Origin of the sequence: Variovorax ureilyticus, assembly GCF_037889935.1 — a bacterium.
GTDB lineage: Bacteria > Pseudomonadota > Gammaproteobacteria > Burkholderiales > Burkholderiaceae_C > Variovorax > Variovorax ureilyticus.
This window is the reverse complement of record NZ_JBBKZU010000009.1, coordinates 20,250-33,832: the sequence shown is the minus strand read 5'-3', so window position 1 is coordinate 33,832 and position 13,583 is coordinate 20,250. Positions and strand designations below refer to the sequence as shown.

The following is a 13,583-nucleotide window of genomic DNA, read 5'->3' as shown; positions in this document are numbered from 1 at the left end:
GGCGGCTCCAGCAGGTCGTCCGTTGCGGAATCAGGAGCGCGGCAGGAAGTTCATGGGCACACGGCCCGCGCTTCCGGCTCGCACCACGCGATGGATGAAGTCGAGCTTTTCGATCACCGGCGGGACCACGATGAACGGATAGCTGTCGTGCGCGCCTAGGCTGCGGTCCATCGCGTTGATGAACTGCGAGACCGGCAGCCATTGCTCCACGATGGGCTCGCGGATGGATTCGGCGTTCAGGTCCAGCGGGCGCACCTTCAGGGCCGGACCGGACGGCGACGCCAGCTCCAGATGCGTGCCCCAGGAGGCGGCGGTTTCCAGGCCGTCCACCATGTGCAGGTAGTGGGCCCAGGTCTCGGCCCAGTCCTCCCATGGATGTGAACTCGCGTAGGCACTGATGAATCGCTGCGGCCAGTCGACAAGCGGCCACACATAGTGCGCCTTCAACGCCGAGTCGTAGTCCGCACGCTCATCGCCGAAGAGCGAGCGGAACTCCTCGATCCATTGCGTGCCGCGCACCAGCCGATCCCAGTAGTAGTGGCCGATCTCGTGGCGGAAGTGCCCCAGCAGCGTACGGCTGGGCTCGTGCATCGACTGGCGGATGTACTCGCGGCGCGCATCGTCCGCCTCGGCGATGTTGAGCGTGATGACGCCTTGGTCGTGTCCGGTGAGCACATGCTCCTGCAGGCTCACCTGCTCGAGAAATTCGAACGACAGGCCGTTGGCGGGGTCCTCGAGCTTGTTCGGCGTCGGCAGCACGAGTTCGATCAGCGTGTAAAAAAGACGGCGCTTGGCCTGCTCGAGCGCGGCCCAGTAGCCGTGGTTCTGCGGCGTGGCCAGCGCGGGAATCGTGTGCGTCGTCCGGCACGACAGGCAAAACCGATGCTGGGTGGACGAAGGCACCATCCAGTTGCACACATTCGCCTTGCGGTTGGCGCACGGCCTGTATGCGGGGCCTTCCGGACCCAGCCGGCGCCATGAATCCCCGCTCGACTCCTCGAAGGCGAGCATGCGCTGCTCGTCCGGCGCGTAGCCGAGCGTCGAGGCGCAGACCTCGCAGCGCAGGTTCTCGAAGAAAACGCGATTGCCGCATTTCGAGCAGGTCATCTGCTTCATGGCGCCCCTTCGGTCTCGGGTGATGGCATCGCGCCATTCTCGGCGCAGCATGCCGACTCGCCATTCATGGGCGCGGGCTTCGCCACCGTCTTCGTCGTGCGCCACCTTCTCGGTTCGTGAGGCAACTTCCATGGCCATCCTTCTGACCTCGCTTCTCGCCGGCCTCGTGTTCGGGCTCGGCCTCATCGTCTCCGGCATGGCTGATCCGGCCAAGGTGCTGGGCTTCCTGGACCTCGCCGGCACGTGGGATCCGTCGCTCGCCTTCGTGATGGGCAGCGCGATCGGGGTGGGCTTCGTGGCCTTCCTCATTGCCGGGCGGCGCACCGTATCGCTCATCGGCGCCGAGATGTAGTTGCCCACCGCACACCACATCGACCGCCGGCAGGTCGGCGGCAGCCTGCTGTTCCAGCGGCTCGAAGCGCGCTAGGCCACCGCACCCGCCCGCGCGTTGCGCACCTGAAGCCCGGCGGTAGAGAATCCGGCCCACCCGGCCGCGTTCTCCCACCGTGAACCTCCACCGCCTCGATCTGGTTTCGCTGCAACTGTTCAGCCTCGTCGCGCGCAGCGGCAGCATCAGCAAGGGCGCGGAACTCGCGCTGCTGGCGGTGGGCGCGGCCAGCAAGCGCATCACCGACCTCGAAGCCGCCGTTGGCACGCCGCTCCTGGAGCGGCACTCGCGCGGCGTGACGCTGACCGTGGCGGGGCAGGCGCTGCACCGGCATGCGCAGCGCATCCTCGGCGATGTCGACCAGCTCGCGGCCGACCTGTCGGACTACGCATCGGGCCTCGTCGGCGTGGTGCGTCTGTGGTGCAACACCTCGGCGGTCACGCAGTTCCTGCCGAAGGACATCGCGAGCTTCGCGCAGACCAATCCGGGCATCCGCATCGAACTCGAAGAAGAAGACAGCAACGAAGTCGTGCTCGCGGTCATGGACGGCCGCGCCGACATCGGCATCTTCGCGGACCGCACGCCCGCGCCCGGCCTGCAGGTGATGAACTACCGCTCCGACCGCCTGGGTCTCGTCGTGCCGCGCGGCCATGCGCTGGCGCGGCGCCGCTCGGTGCGCTTCGAGGAAGCCATCGAGCATGACTTCGTCTGCCTCTCCAAGGGCACTTCGCTCGCCAAGCGCCTGCAGGCGGAAACCGAAGCGCTCGGGCGGCGGCTGAAGATCCGCATCCAGGTGCGCAGCTTCGACGCCATGTGCCAGATGGTCGCGGCCGGCATGGGCGTGGCCGTGCTGCCGCGCGAATCGATCCTACCGCATGTGAAGTCGATGGACCTGCGGCAGATCGAACTCGAAGACGAATGGGCGAGCCGGCACCTGCTGATCGGCCTGCGCGACGCCGCTGCGGTGCCGCGCCACGTGCGGATGCTCATCGATCACCTCTGCGAGTCGCCGTCCCGATCGAAGCCGCCGGCCCAGGGTTAACCCGGCCGAGCTTTCGCCAACCGCGAAAGCTGGAAACGCCGCTTTGCCCTTCCGCCGCAGGCTGGGCGATTCCAGAATCGCGCCATCCGCCAGCAAGAGAGCGGCCCGGCGCCGGGGCATCCCCACGACGAACACACGGCGCGTCGACCCACCACCATCGGAGACAACCACCATGCGATTCACCCGCCGCACCGCCACCTTCCTGATCGCCGCGACCCTCGCCGCCAGCGCAGCCGGCAACGCCGTCGCGGAAGACAAGTACCCCAGCCGCCCGGTGACCCTCATCGTTCCGCAGGCCGCCGGCGGCGCCAACGACACCATCGCGCGCATCGTCGCGCAGAAGCTCGGCGAGCAGATGGGCCAGTCCTTCGTCGTCGACAACCGACCCGGCGCCGGCGGCAACGTGGGCACCGCCCAGGCGGCCCGCGCGAAGCCCGACGGCTACACCCTGCTGCTGACCGTGAACAGCGCGCAGGTGATCAACCCCGCGCTTTACAAGAGCACCGGCTTCGACCCGGTGAAGGACTTCGAGCCCATCACCCCCGTCGCGACCGCCGGCTACGTGCTCGTCGCCAACAAGAACTTCGCGCCCAACAACGTCGCCGACCTCATCAAGGCCGCCAAAGCCCAGCCCGGCAAGATCGCCATCTCGTCCGCGGGCAACGGCACGCTGAACCACCTGATCGGCGAAATGCTGCAGAAGGAGGCCGGCATCCAGTTGATGCACGTGCCGTACAAGGGCTCGGCGGCGTCCATGAACGACCTGATCGCCGGACAGGTGCAGGTGTCGGTGCAGAGCCTGCCTTCGTCCCTCCAGTTCATCAAGTCCGGCGCGGTGAAGGTGCTCGGCGTGGTGAACGAGAAGCGCGTCGCCGCGCTGCCCGATGCGCCGACCATCGGCGAGACGATCAAGGGCTTCGGCTCCACGCCGTGGTACGGGGTGCTCGCGCCGCACGGAACGCCCAAGGAGATCGTCGCGCGCCTGCAGACCGAGATCAGCAAGGCGTTGGATGACGCGGACGTGAAGAGCCGGCTGGACGGCGTGGGGTGCGAGCCGTACAAGAGCTCGCCGGATCAGTTTGCGGCACTGATCAAGAGCGATCTGCCGAAGTGGGCGAAGATCGTCAAGGAGTCGGGGGCCACTGTGGATTGAAAGGCGCAGGCCTCCTTCGCGCTGAGCACATGCTTCGTCATTCCGCCCGGATTCGTGGACTTCACTCGCCTGCCCCTCTTCCGCCGTCGTCGGCGGGCGGGTGTCGATGGGTGTCCTAGAGCAGGCTCTCGGGTATCAAGGGAGCGAGGAGCTCCAGCTTCCAGCGCGTCCAGAAATCCGCCTCCGGCTCCGTGCGATGGATGACCGGGCCGCGTTCATCCGCGTTCGTCTCCGGTTCGAGCCACTCAAGTCGTCGGTCGTCTGGATTGAGCTGCACACGGTATGCGCCTTCGCGCTCGAGACCTGTGATCAGCGCCCGCATCTGCTGTGCGATGGCGCTGCTCGAAATGATCAGGCCAAGCTCGGTATTGCGAGCGTCGGAGCGTGGGTCGAAATTCATCGAGCCGACGAAAACGGACTTGCCGTCGACCACGGCGAGCTTTCCATGCAGGCGGCCTCCCACTGATCCCAAGGTTCCGAAGCCGGCCGCATTCGCGGTCCTGCGAGGACTCAGCTCGTAGAGTTCCACGCCGAGGTGAAGCAGTTCCATCCGGTAGCGCCGATAGCCGGAATGGACCAGGGGTTCATCGGACGCTGCGAGTGAATTCGTCACGATGTTGAACCTGACGCCACGCGCCCGAAGAAGGCGAATGGACCGCATGCCTTCGGGACCCGGAATGAGGTAGGGCATCGTCTCGAAAACCTCGTGCTCCGCCGCACGAACGAGTTGTCGCACGTTGAACAGCACCGTGTCGTGCGCGGCATCCGTCAATGGCTCTCCGGCCGCCGCCGTCGAGAGCACCTTGCTCGGAAGGTCGGAGAAGGCCTCGGCATGCGACCAGGTGAGCGAGATGAGATCGGCGCGCATGGCGAAGTCGCGACTCAGCGCGTTGTACCCAAGCCGATCCTCGGAATCAGGCGCGACGGGTGCAGGTGTGGTGATGGGCGACGTCATGGCATCGAAGCGCGCGCGAAGCACCGCATCCGGTGCATCGGACGGCACCAGCGACTCGATCGGATAGACCTGCGGACTGTTCCAGAAGACGTCGAAGAAGGAGGAGAGCCGCACGACGACAGGCCCGGCCGCAAGGACATCCATGTCGATGAAGTTGGCCAGGCTGTCGCGCTGGAAATAGCCATCCGCCATGTTTCGTCCACCGGCCACCGCCATTGCGTTGTCCGCGATGAACAGCTTGTTGTGCATTCTGCGATTGATCCGGTCGAAGTCGAACAGCGAGGCGGCGACTCGGGTGGACAGGCTGCCCCGGCCGGCCGGGAACGGATTGAAAAGACGGACCTCGATCTGCGGATAGGCGGCAAGCGCACGCAGCAGCGCTTCGGACTGGGCGGTATAGAGATCGTCGACCAGGATTCGTACCCGAACCCCGCGCGACGCGGCGTCACGCAATGCGCGAAGGAGAATGCGGCCGGTGACGTCGTTCTGGATCAGGTAGTACTGGACATCCAGCGATCTCTCGGCCCGCCGAGCCAGTTCGAGCCGCGCGTCCAGCGAAAAAGCCGGCAGAGGCAGCAGGCGAAAACCACTGAGTTCCGGATCGGGGGTGGAGGCCATCGCCAGTTGCCCCAGCTTCGTCGCGGCCGGGTTGTCGAGCGCTGCCGATGCAGGACGCTCGACGTTCACCGGCAGACGCGCGCATCCGCCCAATGCAAGAACCAGAAGGAACATCAGGCAGAGCGCATTCGCCCCACGGCAGCCTGCCTCAGCACGGACAGCCATGAGAACTCCGATGGGCAGAAGGCCAGCCTCGTCGGTCAGCCTCGCCTCTGGCCATTGTTCACTCGCGGTCGTAAGAGAACTGGATCCCGGCCGTGCCGCCGGTCTCGATGAACAGGTTGATGAAAGCGGGCACCGTCTCCTTGCGCGCCCAGTCCCGCTGCAGTTCGCAGAACATCTGCGGCACGCTGATCATCTTGCCGCCCGCCTGCTCGATGCGGCGCAAGGCGGCTTCATGCGCTGCGACGGAGGTGCCGCCCACGGCATCCGCGACAACGTAGACCTCGTACCCCTCGTTGAGCGCATCGAGGGCCGGGAAGGTCAGGCAGGCTTCGGTCCACAGGGCGGTCATGATCAACTTCTTCCGACCTGCCTCCTTCACCGCCGCGCGGAATTCCACGTCCTCCCACGAATTGATGGATGTCCGGTCATACGTGGGGATGCCTTCGAGCGCCTTGCGAATCTGGGGAATCGGCGGCTTGTTCAGCCCCGTCTTGACGTTGACGGTCGAGTGAATGATGGGTAGCCCATAAGCCCTGGCCGCCTTGGATGCACCCACGATGTTGTTGATCAGCAATTGCCTGTCCATGGAGGCGATCGAGTTCACCTGTACGGGCTGGTAGTCGATGATGACGAACGCTGCATTCTTCGGCGTCAGGAGGATGTCCCCGATGGGATCGCGAATGGATTCACTGGCCATGATGTTCTCGCAAGGATGAGGATGTGCTGAAACGCAGCACGCGCTGTTGCCCGAAGGCAGACTCTGCAGGGACGATTCCGGTCAAGAACGAAGCATCAATGGGCTTCCCCGCCCGTGACTCGGGAGCGCAAAACGATGCCGCTCACACGAGGCTGTCGAGCTTGTAAAGAAATTCGATCTTCTCGACCGCGCTTGCGCCGGTCTCGTTGAACCGCCGTATGTGCGCGGTTGCCGTGTGATGGCATTGCTGCGCTTGCGGACTGGCCCAGTGTTCGACGAAGACAAATCGCCTCGGGTCGTCCCGATCCGCAAACAGCTCGTACCGTAGATTTCCTTCGTCCGAACGAGAAGGCTCCACCACCGCTACCAGCTGTTCTCGGAGTTGATCTTCAAGCCCCGCTTTCGCGTATAGCGATACCACGATGAAGAAGTCACTCATGGCCTGCTTCCTCCAGTGCTGCGGAACAGCGCGCTTGCCTGTTGCCGGGCTCAAAGAGCGGGGACAGTGGATCGTGCTCCCGCCGCGCCCATCTGTCCATGAAGAGTAGGTTCCTCGGTGCTTCGCACGCCAGGCTTCCGCAAACTCGGCCTGACTCAAGCCGTCGCCATGCGCCCGAAGCGCCCACTGTTGAAATCCGCGATCGCCTGGCGGATCTCCTGATCGCTGTTCATCACGAAGGGGCCATAGCCGACCACGGGCTCGTCGATCGGCTCGCCGGCCAGCCACAGCAGGGTGGCATCGCTGTTGGCCTCGATGGTCACCGCGCCGCCGCTGCGGTCGAAGTGCACGAGTTGGCCCTCGCGCGCGACCTCCTTGCCATCGATCAGCACCGTGCCTCGCAGCACCACCACGGCCAGCGTCCGGCCGGCGGTTGCTTGCAGGCGTGTAGCGGCACCCTGGGCAATTCGCACGTCCCACACGTCGATCGGCGTGAAGGTATGTGCCGGCCCGCGTCGGCCGTCGAACTCGCCCGCGATGACCCGCACGCGTCCCGCGCCGTCCGGCAGTTCCACCGAAGGAATGTCGCGGTCCAGCAGCGTCTGGTAGCCCGGATCGGCCATCTTGTCCTTGGCGGGCAGGTTCACCCACAACTGCACCATTTCGATGGTTCCACCGCGCTCGGTGAAGGCTCGCGAGTGAAACTCCTCATGAAGGATGCCGCCAGCCGCGGTCATCCACTGGACATCTCCAGGGCCGATCAGGCCACCGGCGCCGGTGGAGTCCCGATGTTCCAGTTCGCCCTGGTAGACGATGGTCACGGTCTCGAAGCCGCGGTGCGGATGCTGGCCCACGCCGCGCGGACGGGAGGCGGGCGCGAAAGACGTGGGCGCTGCGTGATCCAGCATGAGGAAAGGACTGAGATGCCGGCCGAGTCCGTCGTAGCCGAAGAGCGAGCGCACGGGAAAGCCATCCCCCACCCAGTGCGGGCGTGGTGCGCTGTGAATACCGATGACCTTGCTCATGCTCACTCCTGAAGAATTGGCCGCCCTGCGCCGCCATGAAACGAAGAATATGGGCGCAACGACGCAGGCGAAAGTCGGCAAAATCGACACCCAGCGTTCTTCCTGGTGAACGATGAAAGATCTCAACGATCTGTACTTCTATGCCCACGTGGTGGAGCACGGCGGCTTTGCACCTGCGGCGCGCGCCTTGGGACTGCCCAAGTCGCGGCTTTCGCGCCGCCTCTTCCTGCTGGAGGAAAGGCTGGGCGTACGCCTGATCCAACGCACCAGCCGACGTTTCGCCGTGACCGAGATCGGGCAGATCTACTACGAGCACTGCAAGGCGATGCTGGTGGAGGCCGACGCGGCGGAAGAGGCCGCCTTGCTGACACACGCCGAGCCCTGCGGCACCGTTCGAATGAGCTGCCCGACCATGCTGCTCGACCTGCGCGTCGCCCGCATGGTGGCCACGTTCATGGCAGCCTATCCTCGCGTGCAGGTCCATCTGGAGGACACCAACCGCCGTGTCGACCTCGTTGGCGAAGGCATCGACCTCGCGATCCGCGTACGCCCGCCGCCACTCGAAGACAGCGATCTCGTCGTCCGCGTGCTCGGCGAACGCGGGCAGTGCCTGGTCGTCGCGCCAAAGCTGCTGGCCGGACGCGCCGCGCCGCGCTCACCGGCGGACTTGTCGAGCCTGCCCAGCATGGACCTGGGCCTGCCGCAGAACGAACATGTGTGGCGGCTCGTGGGGCCGGACGGCGCGCAATCCACGATCTCCCATCAGCCGCGACTGGTCACGCGCAGCATGAGCGCGTTGCACGCGGCCGCACTGGCCGGCGTGGGGGCGGTGCAACTGCCCACGATGCTGGTGGGCGAGTCGATCGCGCGTGGTGATCTGCTGCGGTTGCTGCCCGACTGGGCACCCCGCCCGGAAGTCATCCACATCGTTTTCCCCTCGAGGCGAGGACTGCTGCCAGGGGTCCGTGCCCTGGTGGACTTCCTGGCGGCGCGCTTCGCCGATCTCCAGGAGGCCTGACGAAGGAGCCGTGGGCCGCCCGGGGCTGTGGCCCGCAGCGCCCTGATGGCGGCGGTGACCTCCGGCGTGGCGCGAGCCATCCGCCCACTGCTGTGCGACGATGGCGGTCGATGCATTTGGCGGGGTGCGTGTGATGCCAGCAAATCCATGGAAGCGTCGATTCGTCCTGTTCATCAAGCGCTTCTGGCAACCGACCAGCGCGTGCATGACCTGCATGCCCGGGAGCCTCTCGAACCTCCTGAGCGCGCCCCATTGGGCGCTTGCGTTGCAGACCGGTTTGTTCACCGGAGTTCTCGCACTGATCCTGACCTTCACGCCGGCGATGAAGCTGTTCGGCAATCGCTATGGCAACGCGCTGCTGGTCGGCTTGCTGACCATGGTTGGCGACACCTTCTCGCATCCGGGGCACTACGGCATTCCGCATCTGGAGGCCGTGGCGACGGGGGTTGTTTCGGGCCTGCTGGCGCTGGCGGGCTCGTACGTCTTCGAGGATCGCGCCCGAAGGCTGCGTGCGCTGTGGGCGCGGCTGCGGGGCCGCGACGGACCTACCAGCGAGGAACGGCCTCGTCCTTGAGCTGTCGCCGCAGCAGCTCGTAATCAGGCACGACGCTTTCGACGGTTTCCCAGAACCGCGGGCTGTGGTCCATCACGCGCAGGTGGCTCAGTTCGTGCGCGACGACGTAGTCGATCACGGACATGCGGAAGTGCACCAGCCGCCAGTGCAGGCGGATGCCGCCATCGGCGCTGGCGCTGCCCCAGCGGGTGGCGGCGTTGGAGAGGCTGAGCTTCTTCCACCGCACGCCGAGGCGCGGCGCGAAGTGGTCGAGGCGCTCGATGAAGATGCGCCTGGCCTGCCGCATGAGCCACGCCTGTGCGGCGTCGCGGATCTGGGCGGAGCCGGCGTTGTTGGCGAGCGCAAGGCGCAGGGTCGGCAGGCCGTCGTCGGCGATGGCGTCGAGCACGGCGCCCACGCCGTCGAAGGCATGGTGCGGATTGAGCCGCACGGTGACCTGTTGGCCGAGGAAGGGAAAGCTGACGCCGTCTTTCCAGTCGATGCGGGTGGCTTCGAGGCGGTCCTGGCGCTGCTGGGTTTCGGAGAGCTTGCGCAGGATCCAGTTCGACTTCTCGACAACGGCGGCATCGACATCGCGCAGCGCGACCCACCGCGGTGCGCGCACCGAGAGCCCTTCGGCGCCGACGACGAAGCCGATGGTGCGGCGCTTGCCGCGCGTGAATTCGTAGGCGACGCGGGCGTTGCCGAGGACGACTTCGCGGCTCGCGCGCGGGTGGACGAAGCTGACGCGGCTCAGCACATCGCCGAGCGGGATGGCCGGGGGATGCTGCCGTGCGTCGTCGGCAGTGGGCTGCTGTTGTCGCGGCGTGCGCGTGGGCGCAGGCGCGGGCGGGTCGAACAGGTCGAGCGTGAACTGCAGCAGCGCGCGCATGCGGGCCTCAGGCGGTGGTGGATGCGGCGGGCGCGGCTTCGGTGGCGTAGGCCTCGGGGTCGAGGCGGCGCATCTCGCCTTCGATCCAGGCCTCGACTTCGCGCATGAGTTCGTCGGGGCGGCGGCCGACGCTGGGGATGGCGGCGCCGATGGAGACATCGACGACGCCCGGCGTCTTGACGAAGGCCTTGCGCGGCCAGACCTTGGCGGAGCTGACGGCGATGGGGATGACGGGCACGCCGGTTTCGCACGCGAGGCGGGTGCCGCCGGTCTTGTAGTTGCCCTGCTTGCCGCGCGGGATGCGCGTGCCTTCGGGGAACATGATGATCCAGATGCCCTGCGCGAGCAGTTCGCGGCCTTGCGAGACGACCTTGTTGAAGGCCTGCGTGCGCTGGCTGCGGTCGATGTGGATCATGTCGAGCCGCGCCATGGCCCAGCCGAAGAAGGGCACGTAGATGAGTTCCTTCTTGAAGACGAATGCCAGCGGGTGCGGCATGAGCGTGGGCATCAGGAAGGTCTCGTAGGTGGACTGGTGCTTGACCAGCAGGATGGCGCCGGCGAGCTTGTCCTGCGGCAGGTTTTCCATGCCGGTGACGCGGTACCGGATGCCGAGGATCAGCCGCGCACCGCCGATGGCCCAGCGGAGCCACTGCACGGCCATCCAGTAGAGCGGTATGCCGCGCTTCCAGAGGGAGTTGACGCACATGATGATTCCCCACGGAACCACGGTGACGAGCATCCACAGCGCGTGGATGACAGAACGGATGAAGGACATCAGACGGCCACCTTCAAGGCGGCTTTTTCTTCGCGTTCGAGGAGGAAGTCGACAAAGGCGGCGAGGTCTTCGTGAACGCGGGTGTTGGGTGGATATTCGGGCGGCAGCGGGTCCACGCCGCGGCAGGAGGCGCCCATGCCGGTGAGCAGCAGGTGCGGCTCGCACCCGGCGGCGGCACCGGCCTGCAGGTCGCGCAGGCTGTCGCCGGCAACCGGGATGTGGGAGAGGTCGACCCCGAAGCGTTCGCCGATCTGGAAGAACAGGCCGGGCTTGGGCTTGCGGCAGTCGCAGTTCTCGTCGGGGCTGTGCGGGCAGTAGAAGATGGCTTCGATGCGCCCGCCGACCGCGGCGAGCATCTTGTGCATCTTGGCGTGCATGGCGTTGAGCGATGCGACGTCAAAGAGCCCGCGGCCGAGACCGGACTGGTTGGACGCGATCACGACATGCCAGCCCGCATGGTTGAGCCTCGCCACCGCTTCGAGCGCACCGGGCAGCGGCGTCCACTCGATGTCGCTCTTGACGAAATCCTCACGGTGCACGTTGAGGGTGCCGTTGCGGTCGAGGATGACGAGTTTCATGGTGCTTGAAGCTTACGCCGCCAGCCGCTCGAGTTGTGCAACACGATTCATCGCGCCGTGCAGGATCATGAGCAGGCCGAGGCGGTTGAGGCGCAGGTCGGATTGCTCGGCGTTGACCATGACGCCGTCGAAGAAGGCATCGACCGGGTCGCGAAGCGCAGCGAGGGTTTGCAGCGATGCGGTGTAGTCGCCGGCTTCGAACTGGCTGTTGGCCTGGGGCACGACCTTCTGCATGGCGGCGTGCAGCGCTTTTTCGGCGGGTTCCTTCAGGAGCAGTTCGCTCACGTGCGCGTCGGCCTCGGGCGACTTCTTGAGGATGTTGCCGATGCGCTTGTTGGCGGCGGCGAGCGCGGGCGCCTCGGGCAGTGCGGCGAAGGCGCGCACGGCGGCGAGGAGCTTGGGCACTTCGGCCAGGCGCTGCGGGCGCGGGCTGAGCACGGCTTCGACTTCCTGCGCGCTGGCGCCCTGCTCGCGCAGGCTGCCGGCGAGGCGGTCGTAGATGAAGGCCTCGAGCGCGTCGGTGGGGTCGTTCAGCGCGATCTCTCCGCCCCTGTGCGCGCTGAAGGCGGCGTAGGCGTCGCTGAGCATGGTGCGCAGGTCGAGCGAGAGATTGCGCTCGATGAGCATGCGGATGACGCCCAGCGCATGGCGGCGCAGCGCGAAGGGGTCGCGGTCGCCCGTGGGCAGGTTGCCGATGCCGAACATGCCGACGAGGGTTTCGAGCTTGTCGGCCAGCGCGACGACGATGCCGACGTTGCTGCGCGGCAGCTCGTCGCCGGCAAAGCGCGGCTTGTAGTGGTCCTCGATGGCGTCGGCGACGGTGTGCTCCAGGCCGTCGTGCAGCGCGTAGTAGCGGCCCATGATGCCCTGCAGCTCGGGGAACTCGCCGACCATGTCGGTGACGAGATCGGCCTTGGCGAGTTGCGCGGCCTGCACCGCGCGCGGCGCGAGGTGGGCGTCGCCGGTGGGCGCGCCGATCTGCTCGCCGATGGCGTGCGCGATGCGCATGACGCGCTCCACGCGCTGGCCCTGCGTGCCGAGCTTGTTGTGATAGACGACCTTGCCGAGCGATTCGACGCGCGAGGCGAGCGACTTCTTGCGGTCCTGGTCGAAGAAGAACTTGGCGTCGGCCAGGCGCGGACGCACCACGCGCTCGTTGCCGCCGATGACGGCGCTCGCATCCGCCGGGTTGATGTTGCTGACGACGAGGAACTTGTGGGTCAGGCGGCCGTGCGCATCGAGCAGCGGGAAGTACTTCTGGTTGGCCTTCATCGTGAGGATGAGGCATTCCTGCGGCACGTCGAGGAACTCGCGTTCGAATTCGCAGGTGAGCACGTTCGGCCGTTCGACCAGCGCAGTGACTTCGTCGAGCAGCGCGTCGTCATTGATCGGCTGCGTGCCGCCGCCGACCTTGATGGCGGCTTCGGCGAGCTGGCGCGCGATCTCGGCGCGGCGGGCCTCGAAGCCGGGAATGACGGCGCCTTCATCCTGCATCTGCTGGGCGTAGCTGTTGGCATCGCGCAGCACGACGGGATCGACCAAAGCCTCGAAGCGGTGGCCGTGGGTCTCGCGGCCGGCCTGCAGGCCCAGCGCCTCGACGGGCACGACGGTGTCGCCATGCAGCGCGACGAGTGCATGCGCGGGACGCACGAAGCTCACGCTGGTCCAGCCCGGCAGTTCGCAGCCGGATTCGAGCTGATAGCTCATCACCTTCGGGATGGGCAGCTTGGCGATGGCTTCGGCGAGGGCCTTCTGGAGCCCTTCCGCGAGGGTCGCGCCCTTGGCGGTACTTTCGTAGAAGAGCGCTTCGGCCTTGCCGTCCATGGCGCGGCGCAGTTCGGGCACCGCGCTGGCGTCGGCGCCGAGCGCGCCCAGCCGCTTGAGCAGCGCGGGCGTGGCGTTGCCCGATGCGTCGAGGCCGACCGAGACCGGCATCAACTTTTGCGAGACGGCCTTGTCGGCGGCCTGCGCGGCCACGTTGGTGAGGTGCGCAGCGAGGCGGCGCGGCGATGCGTAGGGCGTGAGCACCGAGCCGGCATCGGCCAGGCCGGCGGCGACGAGCTGGTCGCGCAGCACATTGGCGAAGGCCTCGCCCAGCTTGCGCAAGGCCTTGGGGGGGAGTTCCTCGACGAAGAGTTCGACGAGCAGGTTGTTCTTGGTGGTCATCGA

At 66.6% G+C, this 13,583-nt stretch carries 14 protein-coding genes and 1 pseudogene; 6 read left to right on the top strand and 9 right to left on the bottom strand.

Annotated elements, in window-relative coordinates:
• Positions 1-30: 30 nt before the first annotated feature.
• Positions 31-1,248 (bottom strand): zinc-binding metallopeptidase family protein, encoded by a 1,218-nt coding sequence (locus WKW77_RS20395; RefSeq protein ID WP_340358703.1) that lies wholly within the window; start codon positions 1,246-1,248, stop codon positions 31-33.
• Here WKW77_RS20395 and WKW77_RS20390 point away from each other — a divergent pair.
• The 3 genes and pseudogenes from WKW77_RS20390 to WKW77_RS20380 all read left to right on the top strand — a co-directional run.
• Positions 1,247-1,465, top strand: a pseudogene (locus WKW77_RS20390) (DUF6691 family protein); the annotation flags it as partial. The gene WKW77_RS20395 and the pseudogene WKW77_RS20390 overlap by 2 nt on opposite strands.
• A 157-nt stretch (positions 1,466-1,622) precedes the next feature.
• Positions 1,623-2,546 carry a LysR substrate-binding domain-containing protein gene (locus WKW77_RS20385; RefSeq protein ID WP_340358702.1) on the top strand — a complete coding sequence of 308 codons (924 nt, stop codon included), beginning with the start codon at positions 1,623-1,625 and terminating at the stop codon, positions 2,544-2,546.
• Between the two features lie 172 nt (positions 2,547-2,718).
• Positions 2,719-3,699 carry a Bug family tripartite tricarboxylate transporter substrate binding protein gene (locus tag WKW77_RS20380; RefSeq protein ID WP_340358701.1) on the top strand — a complete coding sequence of 327 codons (981 nt, stop codon included), beginning with the start codon at positions 2,719-2,721 and terminating at the stop codon, positions 3,697-3,699.
• A gap of 115 nt (positions 3,700-3,814) precedes the next feature.
• Here the strand turns inward: WKW77_RS20380 and WKW77_RS20375 are convergent, their stop codons facing one another.
• The 4 genes from WKW77_RS20375 to WKW77_RS20360 form a co-directional block, all read right to left on the bottom strand.
• Positions 3,815-5,437, bottom strand: coding sequence for a phospholipase D-like domain-containing protein (locus tag WKW77_RS20375; protein ID WP_340358700.1), 1,623 nt, complete (start codon positions 5,435-5,437; stop codon positions 3,815-3,817).
• A gap of 58 nt (positions 5,438-5,495) precedes the next feature.
• Positions 5,496-6,134, bottom strand: a complete 639-nt coding sequence (locus WKW77_RS20370) for a hydrolase (RefSeq protein WP_340358699.1) — start codon at positions 6,132-6,134, stop codon at positions 5,496-5,498.
• Positions 6,135-6,276: 142 nt separating this feature from the next.
• Positions 6,277-6,573 (bottom strand): putative quinol monooxygenase, encoded by a 297-nt coding sequence (locus WKW77_RS20365; RefSeq protein WP_340358698.1) that lies wholly within the window; start codon positions 6,571-6,573, stop codon positions 6,277-6,279.
• A 155-nt stretch (positions 6,574-6,728) separates the two neighbouring features.
• Positions 6,729-7,598 carry a pirin family protein gene (locus WKW77_RS20360; protein ID WP_340358697.1) on the bottom strand — a complete coding sequence of 290 codons (870 nt, stop codon included), beginning with the start codon at positions 7,596-7,598 and terminating at the stop codon, positions 6,729-6,731.
• Between WKW77_RS20360 and WKW77_RS20355 the strand changes: the two genes are divergently transcribed.
• The 3 genes from WKW77_RS20355 (at position 7,585) to WKW77_RS20345 (ending at position 9,190) form a co-directional block, all read left to right on the top strand.
• Positions 7,585-7,707 carry a hypothetical protein gene (locus tag WKW77_RS20355; RefSeq protein ID WP_340358696.1) on the top strand — a complete coding sequence of 41 codons (123 nt, stop codon included), beginning with the start codon at positions 7,585-7,587 and terminating at the stop codon, positions 7,705-7,707. The genes WKW77_RS20360 and WKW77_RS20355 overlap by 14 nt on opposite strands.
• A 3-nt stretch (positions 7,708-7,710) precedes the next feature.
• On the top strand, positions 7,711-8,616 hold the full coding sequence (locus WKW77_RS20350) for a LysR family transcriptional regulator (RefSeq protein WP_340358695.1): 906 nt from the start codon (positions 7,711-7,713) through the stop codon (positions 8,614-8,616).
• Positions 8,617-8,749: 133 nt separating this feature from the next.
• Positions 8,750-9,190: a hypothetical protein gene (locus WKW77_RS20345; protein ID WP_340358694.1), complete on the top strand. Its 441-nt coding sequence runs from the start codon at positions 8,750-8,752 to the stop codon at positions 9,188-9,190.
• On the opposite strand, the gene WKW77_RS20340 is transcribed toward WKW77_RS20345, so the two are convergent.
• Genes WKW77_RS20340 through glyS form a run of 4 tightly spaced genes read right to left on the bottom strand, consistent with a single transcriptional unit; the run spans position 9,162 to position 13,580 of the window.
• Positions 9,162-10,061, bottom strand: coding sequence for a M48 family metallopeptidase (locus WKW77_RS20340; RefSeq protein ID WP_340358693.1), 900 nt, complete (start codon positions 10,059-10,061; stop codon positions 9,162-9,164). The two genes, WKW77_RS20345 and WKW77_RS20340, sit on opposite strands and share 29 nt — an antisense overlap.
• A 7-nt stretch (positions 10,062-10,068) precedes the next feature.
• Positions 10,069-10,836 carry a lysophospholipid acyltransferase family protein gene (locus WKW77_RS20335; protein WP_340358692.1) on the bottom strand — a complete coding sequence of 256 codons (768 nt, stop codon included), beginning with the start codon at positions 10,834-10,836 and terminating at the stop codon, positions 10,069-10,071.
• On the bottom strand, positions 10,836-11,414 hold the full coding sequence (gene gmhB / locus WKW77_RS20330) for a D-glycero-beta-D-manno-heptose 1,7-bisphosphate 7-phosphatase (RefSeq protein ID WP_340358691.1): 579 nt from the start codon (positions 11,412-11,414) through the stop codon (positions 10,836-10,838). Before gmhB ends, WKW77_RS20335 begins: the two co-directional genes overlap by 1 nt.
• A gap of 12 nt (positions 11,415-11,426) precedes the next feature.
• Positions 11,427-13,580 (bottom strand): glycine--tRNA ligase subunit beta, encoded by a 2,154-nt coding sequence (glyS, locus tag WKW77_RS20325; protein WP_340358690.1) that lies wholly within the window; start codon positions 13,578-13,580, stop codon positions 11,427-11,429.
• Positions 13,581-13,583: the final 3 nt, after the last annotated feature.